Below are 14,057 nucleotides of genomic sequence, written 5' to 3'. Positions count from 1 at the left end.
CAAGTGTCGCTCACCGAGTTGGTAGGAACGCTGAGCCTTTCGGCGGACCTTGGGCTCGGCCAACCGATGGAACACCTCACGCGTGCCTGTCTCATCGCGAGCGGGCTCGCGGAGCGACTGGGCATGCCTTCGGCCGATCGCCGGACCACGTTCTGGGTGGCCCTGCTGGCCTGGGTGGGCTGCACGGCCGACTCGTACGAGCTCGCCGCCCGGTTCGGCGACGACGTCGCGCTGCGGGCCGGGACCTACGAGGTCGAGCTGGGCAGCCCGGAGATGCTGGGCTTCCTCGTGCGCCGTGCGGCGACCGTCGGCGGACCGGTGCACCGGGCCCGCTCGGTGGGGTCGCTGCTGGCCACCCGGGCCGCCGAGGTGCGCACGTCGATGGTGGCGCACTGCCAGGTGACCGGGCAGTTGGCCGCGCGGCTCGGCTTCGATCCCGCCGTCCGCGAGTGCCTCACGCAGACGTTCGCCCGCTGGGACGGCCGCGGTGAGCCCGCCGGACTGGCCGGGGAGGACATCGCGCTCCCCGTGCGGGTGGTGCACGTCGCCGACCTCGCCGAGGTCCACCACCGCATCGGCGGCGTCGACGGCGCGGTGGCGGAGCTGCTGCGCCGCCGCGGTGCCTCGCTGGACCCGGACGTGGTCGACGCCTTGATCGATCACGCGGAGCCGCTGCTCGACGGCCTGCCCGACGAGTCGAGCTGGGCCGAGCTCATCGCGGCCGACCCGGCGCCGCGCCCGCTGCGCAACGCCGAGCTGGACCGGGCGCTGGAGGCGATCGCGGACTTCGTCGACCTGAAGTCGCCGTGGTTCACCGGCCGCTCCCGGGAGATCGCCGATCTCGCCGCGGCAGCAGCCACGAAGCTGGGTCTGCCCGAGGCGGACGTGCAGACGGTGCGGCGTGCCGGGCTGCTGCAGGGGCTCGGCCGCACCGGCGTCCCCAACACGATCTGGGACAAGCCCGGCCCGCTCACCGAGCTGGAGCGAGAGCGGATGCAGCTGCACGCCTACTACACCTCGCGCGTGCTGCGGCGGATGCCGGCGCTGGTGGACGTCGCGGAGGTGGCGTCGATGGTGCAGGAACGGCTCGACGGCTCCGGCTACCACCGCGGGATCAGCGGCTCGGCCATCCCGATGACGGCCCGAGTGCTCGCCGCCGCCGACTGCTACCACGCGCTGACCCGGCCGCGGCCGCACCGACCCGCCCGCTCGGCCGCGCAGGCCGCGCTCGACCTGCGCGCCGAGGCCGCCGCGGGCCGGCTCGCCCCCGACGCCGTCGAGGCCGTGCTGGTCAGCGCCGGGCACCGGGCACACCGGGCGTCGGTGAGCCCGGCCGGGCTCACACCGCGGGAGATCGAGGTGCTGTCACTGGTCGCGCAGGCGGCGACCAGCCGGCAGGTCGCCCAGCAGCTGGGCATCTCCCCCAAGACCGTGGGCAACCACATCGAGCGGATCTACCAGAAGATCGGCGTGAGCACCCGGGCCGGTGCGGCGCTGTTCGCGATGGAGCACGGGCTGGTGGTGCGCTCCCCCGCACCCTGACCGATGAGTTCCGGCCGGCGCGGTGGTCGATACCGATGACCACCACGACCCGAAGGAGCCCGCAATGGGGAAGATCAAGGTCCACGAGTTCTCCTCGCTCGACGGCGTCGTCCAGGACCCGGACTGGACGTTCGAGTTCGGTTTCACCGAGCGGATGGGCGAGGTCATCGGCGGACTCACCGGCTCGTCGAGCGCGATCCTGCTCGGCCGCCGGACCCACGAGATGTTCGCGCCCGCCTGGTCGGCCCGCACCGCCGAGGACGACCCCGGCGCGCCGTTCTTCAACGACACCACCAAGTACGTCGTCTCCACGACGATGACCGATCCGGCGTGGAAGAACAGCGAAGTCATCGGCGGTTACGACCCGGAGAAGATCCGGGCGCTGAAGGCGTCCGCCGACGGGGACGTCTTCGTGAGCGGAAGCATCACCCTGGTGCGGGCCCTGCTCACCGACGGGCTGGTCGACGAGCTGCACCTGTTCGTCTACCCGATCGCGCTGGGTAGCGGGCTGCGGCTGTTCGCAGACGGCGGACCCCGGACGAAACTCTCGTTGCTGGCCGGCGAGACGTTCGAGAACGGCGTGGCGCACCTGGTCTACGGCCCGGCCTGACTCAGCTCGCGACCGGGCTCGCCTGCTCCGCCAACGCCACCCGGCGCCGCCGGACCGGCATCAGCATCGTCGGGTGCGTGATCGCCCACATCGCACCGCGGCAGACCAGCTCCTTCATCCGCGCGCCGACCGCACCGACGACGGCGATGGGCAGAACCCGATCGTCGGGCGTGACGAGCTGGAGGATCCCGGAGCGCCGACCGAGGCTGATGCACTGGGCGTAGAACCGCAGCGGCGGCGTCGCGATCTCCCGGCCGGTGAGCCGCGCGGCCACCACGTCGGCCACCCGCTGGGCCATCGGCACCCCGGCCGCGCACGCCATGCGCATGGTCTCGCCGCCGACGGCGGCTGTCGCGGCCGCGTCGCCGATCGCGTACACATCGGGGTGCGAGACCGAACGCTGGCTCGCGTCCACGACGATCCGACCGTCCCCGTCGACCTGGAGTCCGCTCGCCGCGGCGATCGGGTAGGTGGCGAAGCCCACCGTCCAGACGGTGACATCGGCCGGGATGCGCCCGCCGCCGGCGGTGGAGACGCCGAACGCGTCGACCGCGGTCACCTGCGTGTGCGGGTGGACGGTGATGTGCAGCCGATTCAGCACCGCGTCCAGGTGCCGGCGGGCCCTCGCCCCCAGCCGGTCGCCGGGCTCGCGATCGGTGACGAGGGCGACCCGCAGATCGGGGCGCGCCTCGGCGATCTCGGTCGCCGACTCGATGCCGGTGAGCCCGCCGCCGACCACGAGCACCGTGCGCCCGGCGGGCAGGTCCTGCAGACGGGAGCGCAGCCGCAGCGCGGCCGGGCGGCTCGCCACGTGGTGGGCGTGCTCGGCCACCCCGGGCACCCCGTGGTCGGCGAGCGTGCTGCCGAGCGCGTAGATCAGGGTGTCGTACTCGACGGGTTCGCCGTCCTGGAGCACGACGACCTTCCGCGCCACGTCGAGCGCGGTGACCCGGGCCTGCCGCACGTCCACGCCGGTGCCGGCGAACATGGCGCGCAGCGGGCGGGCAGGCAGGTCCTGCCCGGCTGCGAGCTGGTGCAGGCGGACCCGCTCGACGAAGTCCGGCTCGGCGTTGACCAGGACGATCTCGACGTCAGCGAGGCGGCGGGCGAGGCGGCCGGCGGCCAGCACACCCGAGTACCCGGCGCCGAGGACGACGATGCGGTGGTTCATGGTGACGCTCCTGTCCGGTTCGTGCGTTGTCACCCCTTGAACCGGACAGACCCGCGATCCCTGACGAGGTGTGAGCGGCGTCACCAGACGGTGGCGTAGGGCTCCGTGCGCTCGGCCGCTGCCCACTGCTGCGAGATCCGCTCCAGCTTGTCCGGGTTGGCCTGGATGTGCAGGGCGGTGATGCCGTCGGCCGTCACCTCCGGGGAGAGCACACCGACGACCTGCCCACCCGTCGTGAACAGCACCGCCGGCCCGCCGTTGACCTCGGCCACGTGCATCTGCACCGAGCCCCCGACGAGCGAGTGCACGAGCGCGCGCCGGGCCGGCGTCGGCCGGAACACGCTGCGCAAGAACCGCGCGATCGCCAGCGCGCCGACCAGCGGGGGCGTGCGCGCGTGCACCTTGCCGCCGCCGTCGGCGATGCTGACCGCGCCGTCGGCGAGCAGCTTCAGCAACGGCGCGGTGTCTCCGCTGAGCGTCGCGGCGAGGAACTCCTCGACGATCCGCCGCGCTGCGGCAGCATCGACCGTGCGGCGGGCCCGCCCCTCCGCGACGTGCTGGCGCGCGCGGCGATGGATCTGCTGGCTGTTGGCCTCGGAGATGTCGAGGATCTGCGCGATCTCCGAGTGCGGGTAGCCGAACGCCTCGCGCAGCACGTAGACGACCCGCTCCTTCGGCGAGAGCCGCTCCATGAGCGTCAGCACCGCGATCGACACCGACTCCCCGCTGCTCCGCGGTCTCCGCCGGCCCGAGCATCGGGTCGCCGGCGAGCACCGGCTCGGGCAGCCACTGCCCCACGTACGTCTCCCGCCGCGCCCGCGCCGACGTCAGCTGGTTGAGGCAGATGTTGGTGAGGACCTTCGTCAGCCACGCCTCCGGCGTGCGGATCTGCTCACGATCGGCGGCCAGCCAGCGCAGGTAGGTGTCCTGCACGGCGTCCTCGGCGTCCCCGGCGGACCCGAGCAGGCGATAGGCGATCGCCTCCAGGCGCGGACGAGCGGCCTGGAAGACCTCGGCGTCGTGCGGGCACTGCATGCCGCCCCAGAGTAGCCGCTCTCCGTCCCGCGCCGAGTCGGAACGACGACGAGGCCGGTCGAAGGAATGACGACACCCCTTCGCCGCGTTCGACGATGTCGGCCGTGAGGGTGTGGTACTCGATCGGTGTCGTGCTTCTGGTCCTCGGAGCGGTGTTCGTGTTCGTCCTTCCCGATCTGCAGTTCCTGTGGTTCACGGGGCGGCCGCTGGGGATCGTGCTGGCCATCGTCGGGGCGGTCGAGATCGGGGGAGGCGCATCTGCGTTCGCGACGGGCTCGGTCTCCTCGAGCGCAGTTGCGTTCCGTACGTGTTCGGCGGCGGCCACCTCACCTGACGAGTCCGCGTTTCGCCCGGCGAGTCCCGCATCGCGTTCGGCGAGTCATGCATCTCATCTCGCGTTCCGCACGCGAGCTGAGACCGCGGTTGCTCTCCGCAACGCGCACCCGTTGGACGGGTGGATTGGACGAAGGGTGCGGTCACCTCGACGACCCCTCGACGGGGAACTCCAGCTGACACCACCACCGCCGGTTGACTCCCAGGTCATCGGCCCGTGGTCCATCCCCTTGCCGTGCAGATCAACGGGAACATCCGTTCGAAACAGATTCCGGGGCTCAACCCGAGACAGGCCCTCCGCACGCCTCGCCGCACTCGCCTCACAGATGCGACGGCGCGCGCGAAAAGAACACCGCCGCCGCACGCGAGACCGCGGCGATCCTCGAACTCGCCCGAGAACTCGCCACCGAGACCACACCCGACACGCTCGAACAACGCTGCACACACCTCCCCCACCCTGCCCACCGACCTGACCACCACCCGCAAGGACGGCCGCCGCACCGCCCCGAACTACTGCGACACCCCCGCCACGCACATCGACCACACGGAACAGCCCGCGTCGGTCGCGATCAACACCGCACGCCACGACGGACGCCGAGCCGGGTTGATACAGAGATCACCCCGTCCACCTGGCCAGGCTCCGTGATCTCACGGAGGAAGCTGCACCTACCGTCCGGTAAGTGTTGGTGGGCGGCCACCCCGGGCTGCTCATGACACGTGGAGGACGAAGGATGAAGGTGCGCACGCGGACGGCTCTGGTCCTGGCGGCGGTAGCGACATCGGCGGGTGTGCTCACCGCCTGCTCCACCGACGCCGACGTCGCCTCGCGGAACCTGTCCGCGGCCGCCGACCAGTTCGAGATCAACCGCCGGGTGGTGTTCTTCAACGGGATCACGGACAAGTACCTGCTGTCCGTCGAGGGCCGCTGCTCGATCACCGACGAGAACCGCCAGCTGGAGGTCACCTGCAAGACCGGCCCGGAGGAGTACAAGAAGCACTTCCTCGGCCTGTCGGACAACGTGTCCTACTTCGTCGAGCAGCTCGACAGCGCCGCCGTGGACACTTGGCACTACCGGGTGATCTTCAAGCCCGAGGTGATCGTGCCGGACGTGGACCGGCCGTGAGCGGCCACCGTTCGCGGTCCGGCTGGAAGCGGCGATCATCTCCTCGTCGTTCGTTCTTCGTCAGGGACAGGACGACGATTCTGGAACGAGCTTCTGCACCGAGCGCGCGTGCGCGATGAAGGATTGATCATCGGGGGCGCACGAACAGCGGGAACGCCAGCGCCGGTCCTCCGAGCCACCACCGACCGGCTCCGGGGTCCGATGGGCTTGCTCGCCTCGGATGCGCTGGACCTCGACACCGGCACGCTGAGGTGGCGGCACCGCCGTGCGGCGGCACCGACGAGCGGCGTCCGTCCCGAACGCGTGGGACGTGATCTTCACCGCTCCGGCCGGCGGCCATCAGCTCGGGCACGCGAAGGTGTCGATGGCAACGGACAACGGAGACAACGACGTCGAGCGGAAGGTCGCCCGAACGGGCGCCCCAGCGCTCCTCGAGGCCTTCGGAGACGGAGAGCAGTCGACCCGATCGTGGTGGCAAAGGTGAGGCTGATCTTGACCCTAGCGCCTGACCGGGCCTCTGACCGGGGGAAGTGGCTCCTCCGACTGGACTCGAACCAGTAACCCTGCGATTAACAGTCGCATGCTCTGCCAATTGAGCTACGGAGGACCGTCCGCCTGCGGCCTCGCCGCGTGGCGTACTGAGAAGATAGCGCACCGCTCCGGAGCCCTTCGCCCCGGGCCCTCCCCTTGCCGTTGGTGCAGGATGAAGGATCGTCGGCCGTTGCGGCCGGGGCCCGGAGGCGAGGAGACGAGATGCTCAGGTTCCTGTTGGGTGCAGCGATCGGGTACGTGCTCGGCGCCAAGGCCGGCACCGAGCGGTACGAGCAGCTGCGGCGCAGCTACCAGCGCGTCGCCGACCACCCGGCGGTGCAGGGCGCCGCGGGGGTGGTGCGGGCACGGGTGGAGGAGTTCGTGAGCGGACGGCACGCCGAGGCCGCGCACTCCCCCGGGCACGGGCGCTGAACTGCGCGGACCCGCCGGCGCTGCCGGGTCCCGCCAACCGGTGAACCTTCGAGCGGAACGAGGTCCCCCAGCCCATGAACCGCACTGTCACCTCCCTCGCCGACGGCCGCGAGCTGATCTACTTCGACGACGTCACGGCCGAGCGACAGCCGGTGAAGGACAGTCGTGATCTTCCTCACGTCGAGCACGCCTCCACTGCGCGGTTCGACGTGCTCACCGGTGAGTGGGTCACGCTCGCCGCCCACCGGATGAACCGGACGTTCCTGCCGCCCGCCGATCACTGCCCGCTGTGCCCGACCCGGCCGGGGCACGAGCCCACCGAGATCCCCGATCCGGCCTACGACGTGGTGGTGTTCGAGAACCGGTTCCCGTCGCTGGCCCGCTCGGTGCCGGGCACCGAGCCCTACGTCGACCACAACCCGCTGTGGCGGCAGCGGCCCGCCGACGGGCGCTGCGAAGTGGTCTGCTTCACCAGCGACCACGACTCCTCGTTCCCGGAGTTGCCGCTCTCGCGGGTCCGCACGGTGATCGACGTGTGGGCCGACCGGACCGCGGAGCTGTCCGCTCTGCCGGGGATCGCCGAGGTCTTCCCGTTCGAGAACCGAGGCGTCGAGATCGGGGTGACGCTGGAGCACCCGCACGGGCAGATCTACGCCTACCCGTTCCTCTCGCCCCGCACGACGCAGCTGATCACGCAGGCGCGGGTCCACCGCGAGCGCACCGGCCGCGAGCTGCTGGCCGACGTGCTGGCGGCCGAGCAGTCCGCAGGCACACGGGTGCTGCGCCGCGGCGAGCACTGGACGATGTTCGTGCCCGCGGCGGCGCGCTGGCCGATCGAGGCGCACCTCGTGCCCCACCGGCAGGCGCCCGACTTCGCGGCCCTCGACGAGGCGGAGCGCGATGAGCTCGCCGTCTTCTACCTGGATCTGCTGCAGCGGTTCACCGCCTTCTTCGGCGAGGAACCGCCCTACATCGCCGCGTGGCACCAGGCGCCCGTCGGCGACGGCCGTGAGCTGACCCGCATGTACCTGCAGCTGTTCTCGCTGCGCCGGGCGCCGGACAAGCTCAAGTACCTGGCCGGCTCCGAGTCGGGCGCGGGTGCGTGGATCAGCGACACGACGCCGGAGACGATCGCCGCCCGCCTGCGGGAGGTCGGGCCCGCATGAGCGGGACGTGGTCGGCGCCGGGGCGCGTCAACATCATCGGCGAGCACGTCGACTACGCCGAGGGGCTGTGCCTGCCGTTCGCGATCGCCGAGCGCACCGTCGTCCAGGTGTCCCGCCGCGACGACGAGCGACTGCACCTGAGCAGTGACTTCGAGCAGGGCACGTTCGACGGCGAGCTGTCCGAGATCGGCCCGGGCACCCCGAAGGGCTGGGCGGGCTACGTCGCCGGGGTGCTGTGGGCGCTGCGCGCGGCCGGACACCGCGTGGGCGGCATCGACCTGCACGTCACCGCATCGGTGCCGCTGGGTGCGGGGCTGTCGTCGTCGGCGGCGCTGGAGTGCGCCACCGCGATCGCCGTCGACGAGCTGTTCGAGCTGCACCTGCCCCGCACCGAGCTGGCCGCCGCCTGCGTGCGGGCGGAGAACGAGGTCGTCGGCGCGGCCACCGGCGGCATGGACCAGGCGGTGTCGCTGCTGGCCACCGCCGGGCACGCGCTGCTCATCGACACCCGCAGCGGCGATACCCGGCAGGTGCCGTTCGCACCCGCCGAGGCCGGGCTCGCCGTCCTCGTCATCGACACGAAGGTGCGCCACGCGCTCGCCGACGGCCAGTACGGCAAGCGCCGGGCTGCCGTCGAGGAGGCGGTGGCGCGGATCGGCTCCCTGCGCGACGCCGACCTGGCTGCCGTCGCGACCCTGCCGCCGCAGATCCGGCCGCGCGCCCGCCACGTCGTCACCGAGATCGCGCGTGTGCAGGAGGCGGTGGCGCTGCTGGAGGCGGGCCGGCTCGCCGAGATCGGACCGCTGCTCGACGCCTCGCACGCCTCCCTCGCCGGGGACTTCGAGGTCTCCTCCCCCGAGCTGGACCTCGCTGTGGAGACCGCGCGGGTCGCCGGGGCGCTCGGCGCGCGCATGGTCGGCGGCGGCTTCGGCGGCTCCGCGATCGCGCTCACCCCGCTCGACCGGGTCGACGCGGTGTCGCACGCGGTGCGCGCCGCCTTCGCCGCGAGCGGGCTGGCCGAGCCGGACGTCCGCATCGCCGAACCGTCGGCCGGGGCCGCCCGCGATCAGTAGAGCGCCGCACCGTCGAACTCGATCACCGTGCGGATCGTGAACGCCGGGCGCAGCAACCGGGTGGTCTCGGTGTGGTCGAGGACCTCGGCCACCCGCCGGGCGTCGTCGCTGCGCAGGTGCACCGGCAGGATCACCCGCCGGTAGAGCAGCGGCGGCGCGCCCTCGTCCAGGGTGACGATCACGCGGACGGCGCCCGGATCACCCTCGCGCTCCAGATGGGTGCGGGCGACCGAGGCGACGTCCGCGGCGTGCCCGCCGAGCAGCACGTGCAGCGGCCGCGGGGTGCCCCGGTCGGCCGGGTCGACGATCACCGCCTGGGCGCCGAGGCGCACCTCGACGGCGGTGCGGGTGGCGAAGCCGGCCTCGACCGCGGCCAGCGGGTCGTGCATCACCGGCGGGCGTCCTCGGGGTCTTCGGTGAGCGGCAGGAGCACGCGGAAGCGGGTGTTGCCCGGTTCCGACTCCACCTGGATGTCGCCGTGGTGGCGGTTCACCACGACCCGGTAGGTCACGTCGAGCCCGAGGCCGGTGCCGTGGCCGACGGGCTTGGTCGTGAAGAACGGATCGAAGATGCGTTTGCGCACGTCCGGTGGGATGCCCGGGCCGGTGTCACCGATCTCGACGAACAAGCGGTCCTCGTCGGCGCGGCCGGTGCGCACGGTGAGCGTACCCGAGCCGTTCATCGCGTCGATCGCGTTGTCGATGATGTTGGTCCAGACCTGGTTGAGCTCCGCCGGGTAGGCCGGGATCTGCGGCAGGGTGCGGTCGAAGTCCTTGACGATGCGGATGCCGGTGTTCTCGCCGATCTTCCGGCCGAACATCACCAGCGTGGCCTTGAGCCCTTCGTGGACGTCGACCCACCGGTACGGGGCACGGTCGAGCTGTGAGTACTGCTTGGCTGCGCCGACGAGATCGGAGATGCGCGTAGTGGCGTCGATGATCTCGCGGATGAGGCTCTCGGTCTCCACGGTGTAGGCGAGCCAGCGGATCGGGCCCTCCAGCGGTGCGTCACCGGCCGCGGTCCGTACGGCCTCGAGATCCTCCACGCCGAGACCGCCTGCGACGAACACCGGCGCGAGGTCCCAGCCGCTGCCGACGCCGTGGTCGTCGAGCCAGTCGGCGAGCTCGTCCTCCCGGTCGGCGGCCTCGAGAGGGGACAGCTCCGGTGCGTGGCGGACCTTCTTGACGAACTCGTCCTGCGCCATCACCAGCTTCTTCAGCTGGTCGCCCGCGATGCGGCCGTCGGCGATCATGGCGAGCTTCGCGCGCATCCCGGTGACCTTGTCGCGAAGGGCGTCCGCGGCGCGCACAGCGGCCGCCGCCGGGTTGTTCAGCTCGTGGGTGAGCCCGGCGGAGAGCTTGCCCAGCGCCAGCAGCCGCTCGCGCTCGGCGACCTGTGAGTTGCCCCGGCGCAGGCCCATCAGCATGCCCTCGAGCAGGTGCACCGCCATGGGGAACCAGGCGCTGAACTGGCGGGCGAAGTCCCCGGCCGGCAACGCCAGCACCGCGCAGTCGGTGATCGCGCGCACCGTGGACGAGTACAGCCGGGCACTGTCGTCCTGGAGGTAGAACTGGACGGCGCCGAAGTAGACCCCGCGCTGGTCGGTGCGGGTGGTCTCCACCGGTTCGCCGCCGACGAGCCTGCTCATCGAGATCGTGCCGGACAGCAGCACGTGGAAGCAGGACGCCGGCTCGCCCTCGCGGACGATGTCCGCTCCGGCCGGCACCTCGACGACGTCGGCGTGCTCGGCGATCCAGGCCAGCTGGTCATCGGAGAGATCGGCGAAGAGGAACAGGGTGCGCAGCTCGTCCGCAGGCAGGTGCGCAGGAAGGGTCACCCCGCTCACTGTAATGCTGCGCGGCCACCTGCGCAGACCTCTTTGGCAGCGGCCAGACCGCTGTCAGGATACCCTGTCGACATCCGTCAAGCGAACCTGACAAGAGGAGCGACATCGTGGGTGCTGATCGCCTGCGGGCGGCGCGCCGCGCCTGGAAACGGCTCGGCACCTGGATGGGCGACGCGGTCGTCCAGCCGGGCAGCCGCGACCGCGAGCCCGACCCGCTCGAGGCCCTCGCCGACGTCGGCGAGGTGCGCAGGCTGCTCGACGAGGTGGAGCTGCGCGCGGTGCGCAGCGCTCGGCTGCGGGGGCGGTCCTGGGCGGAGATCGCGACCCGGCTCGGCGTCACCCGGCAGTCGGCGTGGGAGAAGTGGCGTGATCTCGACGAGAGCCCGAGCGCGCCCGACGCCCCGGCGGCCGAGCCGGACGTGGCCATGACCTGGTCGGTCAGTGAGAAGCGGCTGGGCAGGCGGCGCGGCACCACCGTGCCGAACGTCGTCGGGCTCAGCCTGGAGATCGCCCGGCGCCGGCTGGAGACCAACCGGCTCGTGCCCGGCTCCGGCGACCGGGAGACGCCACTGGGCATGGCGCCCGCGGGATCGGTCGTCACCGCGCAGAGCCCGGAGTCGGGTGCCGTCGTGCCGCCGGGCGCGACCGTGCTGCTGTGGCTCGACCGCGGCGAGGGCGGGGTGCGCGAGCCGCGCCGGCCGAAGCCCGAGCCGCTCGTGGGCCGCAAGTACCTGCCTGACCCGGCCGACGAGGCGGTCGGCTGACGGCTACTGGTCGGCTACTGGTCGGCGAGGTAGCGGTGGACGAGGGTGACCGCCATGGCGCCCTCTCCGACCGCCGAGGCGACCCGCTTCACCGAGTCGGCGCGCACGTCCCCGGCGACGAACACCCCGGGGATGCTCGACTCCAGGTGGTAGGGATCGCGGTCCAGCGGCCAGCCGGGCGGCCGCTTCCCGTCGACGACGAGGTCCGGTCCGGTGCGCAGGAACCCGCGCTCGTCGCGGAGCAGGACGCCGTCGAGCCACTCGGTGCGCGGCGCGGCGCCGATGAAGATGAACATCGACCCGGCGTCGACGGTCTGCTTCGCGCCGGTGGTGCGGTCGAGCAGCACCAGCTTCTCCAGGTGCCCGTCGCCGCAGGCCTCGGCGACCTCGGTGCGGGTGCGGACGTGGATGTTGTCGATCGCCTCGATCTGCTTGATCAGGTAGGTCGACATGGACGCTTCGAGGTTCGGCCCGCGCACGAGCATCGTGACGTCGGCGGCGTGCCGGGAGAAGAACACCGCGGCCTGGCCCGCCGAGTTGGCGCCGCCGACCACGTAGACGTGCTGGCCGGCGCACGCGGGCGCCTCGGTGGCCGCCGATCCGTAGTAGACGCCGCGGCCGGTCAACTCGGCGACGCCGGGGGCGTCGAGGCTGCGGTAGGAGACACCGGTGGCCAGCACGACCGCGTGCCCGGCGATCTCGCTGCCGTCGCCGAAGCGGACGACGCGGGCGGATCCGCGGGCCTCCAGCGCCACGACCTCGCGGGCGGTGAGGACCTCGGCGCCGAACTTCGCGGCCTGGCGGCGAGCGCGGTCGGTGAGCTGGGCGCCCGACACGCCGTCGGGGAAGCCGAGGTAGTTCTCGATGCGGGAGCTCTGGCCGGCCTGCCCACCGGTCGCGAGCCGTTCGACGAGGACGGTGCGCAGCCCCTCCGACGCCCCGTAGACAGCGCTGCCCAGCCCGGCCGGGCCGCCGCCGACGACGATGAGGTCGTAGAAGTCGCCGGTGGGCGTGGTGGTGAGGCCGACGGCGGCGGCGATCTCGGCCTCCGTCGGGTTGCGCAGTGCGGTGCCGTCCGGGGTGATGATCAGCGGGACGTCGGTGGCCGGGCAGCCGGCGGCCTGCAGCAGCCGCGCACCCTCCGGCTCCTCCACCGAGTACCACCGGTAGGGCACCGAGTTGCGGGCCAGGAAGTCGCGGGCGGTGAAGCACTCGGCCGACCAGCGGTGGCCCACGATGCGGATGTCCTCGACCGGCCGCTCGCCCACCGTGCGCCAGGTCTCGATGAGCGCGTCGACGACCGGGTAGAGCTTCTCCTCCGGCGGGTCCCACGGTTTGAGCAGGTAGTGGTCGATGTCGACGACGTTGATCGCCTGGATCGCGGCGTCGGTGTCGGCGTAGGCGGTGAGCAGGGCCCGGCGGGCGTGCGGGGCGATGTCCATCGCCTGCTCGAGGAACTCGATGCCGTTCATGTTCGGCATCCGGTAGTCCGCGAGGATCGCCGCGACCGGTTCGCCGCGCAGGACCAGCTCGCGCAGGGCCTCCAGCGCCGCCACGCCGGATTCGGCCCGGACGATGCGGTGGTCCTGGCCGTAGCGCCGGCGCAGGTCACGGGCGACGGAGCGGCTCACCCCGGGGTCGTCGTCGACGGTCATCAGAACGGGCTTGGGCATGCTCGCCTCTCCAGTGGCGGGGTACGCGGTCCGGTGGCCACGCCGGCACCGGGGCCGAACCTACCCGGGTGGCGAGGTCTCCGGCACCGACCGTCGATCCGCGCTGCCCCCGTTCGTACCAGGGGTGAACGGGCCGCCACCGGGGCGGCCCACGAGCCGGAGGAGCACACATGCGCCCGCTCACCGTCACCATGAACGTCACGCTCGACGGCGTCGTGCAGGGCGTCGGCCGGCCCGACGAGGACACCCGCGGCGGCTTCCCGCACGGTGGATGGGGCGGCTGGCACCAGGACGAGGTGCTCACAGCGGAGATGGGGCGCGGCATGGCCCGCGGCGGCGACATGCTGTTCGGCCGCCGGACCTGGGAGGACTTCGTCGAGGTCTGGAGCCGCGCCGAGGACGGCAACCCCTTCACCGCGCACATGAACGCCGCGACCAAGTACGTCGCATCGAGGACGCTCACCGATGTCGACGCCTGGGCGAACTCCGTGCTGCTGCCGGGGATGCCGCCGACGCGGTCGGGAGGCTGAAGGAGCAGGGCGACACGCCGCTGGCGGTCGTCGGCAGTGCGGCGCTGGTGCGCAGCCTGCACGCGGCCGGGCTGGTCGATCACCTCGTGCTGGTGATCCACCCGATCACGCTCGGGTGCGGGGCACGGCTGTTCGAGGGCCCGGCCCCGCTCACCCGGTTCGCCCTCGTCCGCAGCGTCGCGACCCCGTCCGGTCTGGTGATCGCGCACTACGACCGACGCGGCTGA

General features: G+C 72.3%; 14 protein-coding genes, 1 tRNA gene and 1 pseudogene. 9 read left to right on the top strand and 7 right to left on the bottom strand.

The window, feature by feature from the left end; genetic code table 11:
* Nucleotides 1-123: 123 nt before the first annotated feature.
* Entirely contained in the window at nt 124-1,542 is a 1,419-nt protein-coding gene (locus tag BUE41_RS03460) for an HD domain-containing phosphohydrolase (protein WP_234996932.1), read from the top strand.
* A 64-nt stretch (nt 1,543-1,606) separates the two neighbouring features.
* Nucleotides 1,607-2,152: a dihydrofolate reductase family protein gene (locus tag BUE41_RS03455; RefSeq protein WP_073455361.1), complete on the top strand. Its 546-nt coding sequence runs from the start codon at nt 1,607-1,609 to the stop codon at nt 2,150-2,152.
* Between the two features lies 1 nt (nt 2,153).
* Here the strand turns inward: BUE41_RS03455 and BUE41_RS03450 are convergent, their stop codons facing one another.
* From BUE41_RS03450 to BUE41_RS32630, 3 genes and pseudogenes are all read right to left on the bottom strand, one after another.
* Entirely contained in the window at nt 2,154-3,323 is a 1,170-nt protein-coding gene (locus BUE41_RS03450) for an NAD(P)/FAD-dependent oxidoreductase (RefSeq protein WP_073455360.1), read from the bottom strand.
* An 80-nt stretch (nt 3,324-3,403) separates the two neighbouring features.
* Nucleotides 3,404-4,039, bottom strand: coding sequence for a sigma factor-like helix-turn-helix DNA-binding protein (locus tag BUE41_RS03445; protein WP_327194736.1), 636 nt, complete (start codon nt 4,037-4,039; stop codon nt 3,404-3,406).
* A gap of 160 nt (nt 4,040-4,199) precedes the next feature.
* Nucleotides 4,200-4,358: pseudogene (locus BUE41_RS32630) on the bottom strand (sigma factor); the annotation flags it as partial.
* 1,064 nt (nt 4,359-5,422) lie between these two features.
* Here BUE41_RS32630 and BUE41_RS03440 point away from each other — a divergent pair.
* A complete protein-coding gene (locus BUE41_RS03440) occupies nt 5,423-5,815 on the top strand; it encodes a beta-sandwich lipoprotein (protein ID WP_073455359.1) in 393 nt (130 codons plus the stop codon).
* A gap of 531 nt (nt 5,816-6,346) precedes the next feature.
* Here the strand turns inward: BUE41_RS03440 and BUE41_RS03435 are convergent.
* Nucleotides 6,347-6,422, bottom strand: a tRNA-Asn gene (locus BUE41_RS03435).
* 146 nt (nt 6,423-6,568) lie between these two features.
* Between BUE41_RS03435 and BUE41_RS03430 the strand changes: the two genes are divergently transcribed.
* The 3 genes from BUE41_RS03430 (at nt 6,569) to galK (ending at nt 9,017) form a co-directional block, all read left to right on the top strand.
* Entirely contained in the window at nt 6,569-6,778 is a 210-nt protein-coding gene (locus BUE41_RS03430; protein ID WP_073455358.1) for a hypothetical protein, read from the top strand.
* A 74-nt stretch (nt 6,779-6,852) separates the two neighbouring features.
* Nucleotides 6,853-7,944, top strand: a complete 1,092-nt coding sequence (gene galT, locus BUE41_RS03425; RefSeq protein ID WP_073455357.1) for a galactose-1-phosphate uridylyltransferase — start codon at nt 6,853-6,855, stop codon at nt 7,942-7,944.
* Nucleotides 7,941-9,017 carry a galactokinase gene (gene galK / locus BUE41_RS03420; RefSeq protein ID WP_073455356.1) on the top strand — a complete coding sequence of 359 codons (1,077 nt, stop codon included), beginning with the start codon at nt 7,941-7,943 and terminating at the stop codon, nt 9,015-9,017. Before galT ends, galK begins: the two co-directional genes overlap by 4 nt.
* On the opposite strand, the gene BUE41_RS03415 is transcribed toward galK, so the two are convergent.
* A complete protein-coding gene (locus BUE41_RS03415; RefSeq protein WP_143171946.1) occupies nt 9,011-9,406 on the bottom strand; it encodes a hypothetical protein in 396 nt (131 codons plus the stop codon). The genes galK and BUE41_RS03415 overlap by 7 nt on opposite strands.
* A complete protein-coding gene (locus BUE41_RS03410; protein WP_073455354.1) occupies nt 9,406-10,854 on the bottom strand; it encodes an ATP-binding protein in 1,449 nt (482 codons plus the stop codon). The genes BUE41_RS03415 and BUE41_RS03410 overlap by 1 nt, the downstream gene beginning before the upstream one ends.
* A 116-nt stretch (nt 10,855-10,970) precedes the next feature.
* Here BUE41_RS03410 and BUE41_RS03405 point away from each other — a divergent pair, with 116 nt between their 5' ends.
* On the top strand, nt 10,971-11,627 hold the full coding sequence (locus BUE41_RS03405; RefSeq protein WP_073455353.1) for a PASTA domain-containing protein: 657 nt from the start codon (nt 10,971-10,973) through the stop codon (nt 11,625-11,627).
* Between the two features lie 14 nt (nt 11,628-11,641).
* On the opposite strand, the gene BUE41_RS03400 is transcribed toward BUE41_RS03405, so the two are convergent.
* A complete protein-coding gene (locus tag BUE41_RS03400) occupies nt 11,642-13,300 on the bottom strand; it encodes an NAD(P)/FAD-dependent oxidoreductase (protein ID WP_073455352.1) in 1,659 nt (552 codons plus the stop codon).
* Between the two features lie 170 nt (nt 13,301-13,470).
* Here BUE41_RS03400 and BUE41_RS31655 point away from each other — a divergent pair, with 170 nt between their 5' ends.
* Together BUE41_RS31655 and BUE41_RS31650 are read left to right on the top strand one after the other, a co-directional pair.
* A complete protein-coding gene (locus tag BUE41_RS31655) occupies nt 13,471-13,830 on the top strand; it encodes a dihydrofolate reductase family protein (RefSeq protein ID WP_234996955.1) in 360 nt (119 codons plus the stop codon).
* Entirely contained in the window at nt 13,749-14,057 is a 309-nt protein-coding gene (locus BUE41_RS31650) for a dihydrofolate reductase family protein (RefSeq protein WP_234996952.1), read from the top strand. The genes BUE41_RS31655 and BUE41_RS31650 overlap by 82 nt, the downstream gene beginning before the upstream one ends.

This window comes from Pseudonocardia thermophila, assembly GCF_900142365.1.
GTDB classification, from domain to species: Bacteria; Actinomycetota; Actinomycetes; order Mycobacteriales; family Pseudonocardiaceae; genus Pseudonocardia; species Pseudonocardia thermophila.
This window is presented reverse-complemented; position numbering and strand designations above follow the sequence as displayed.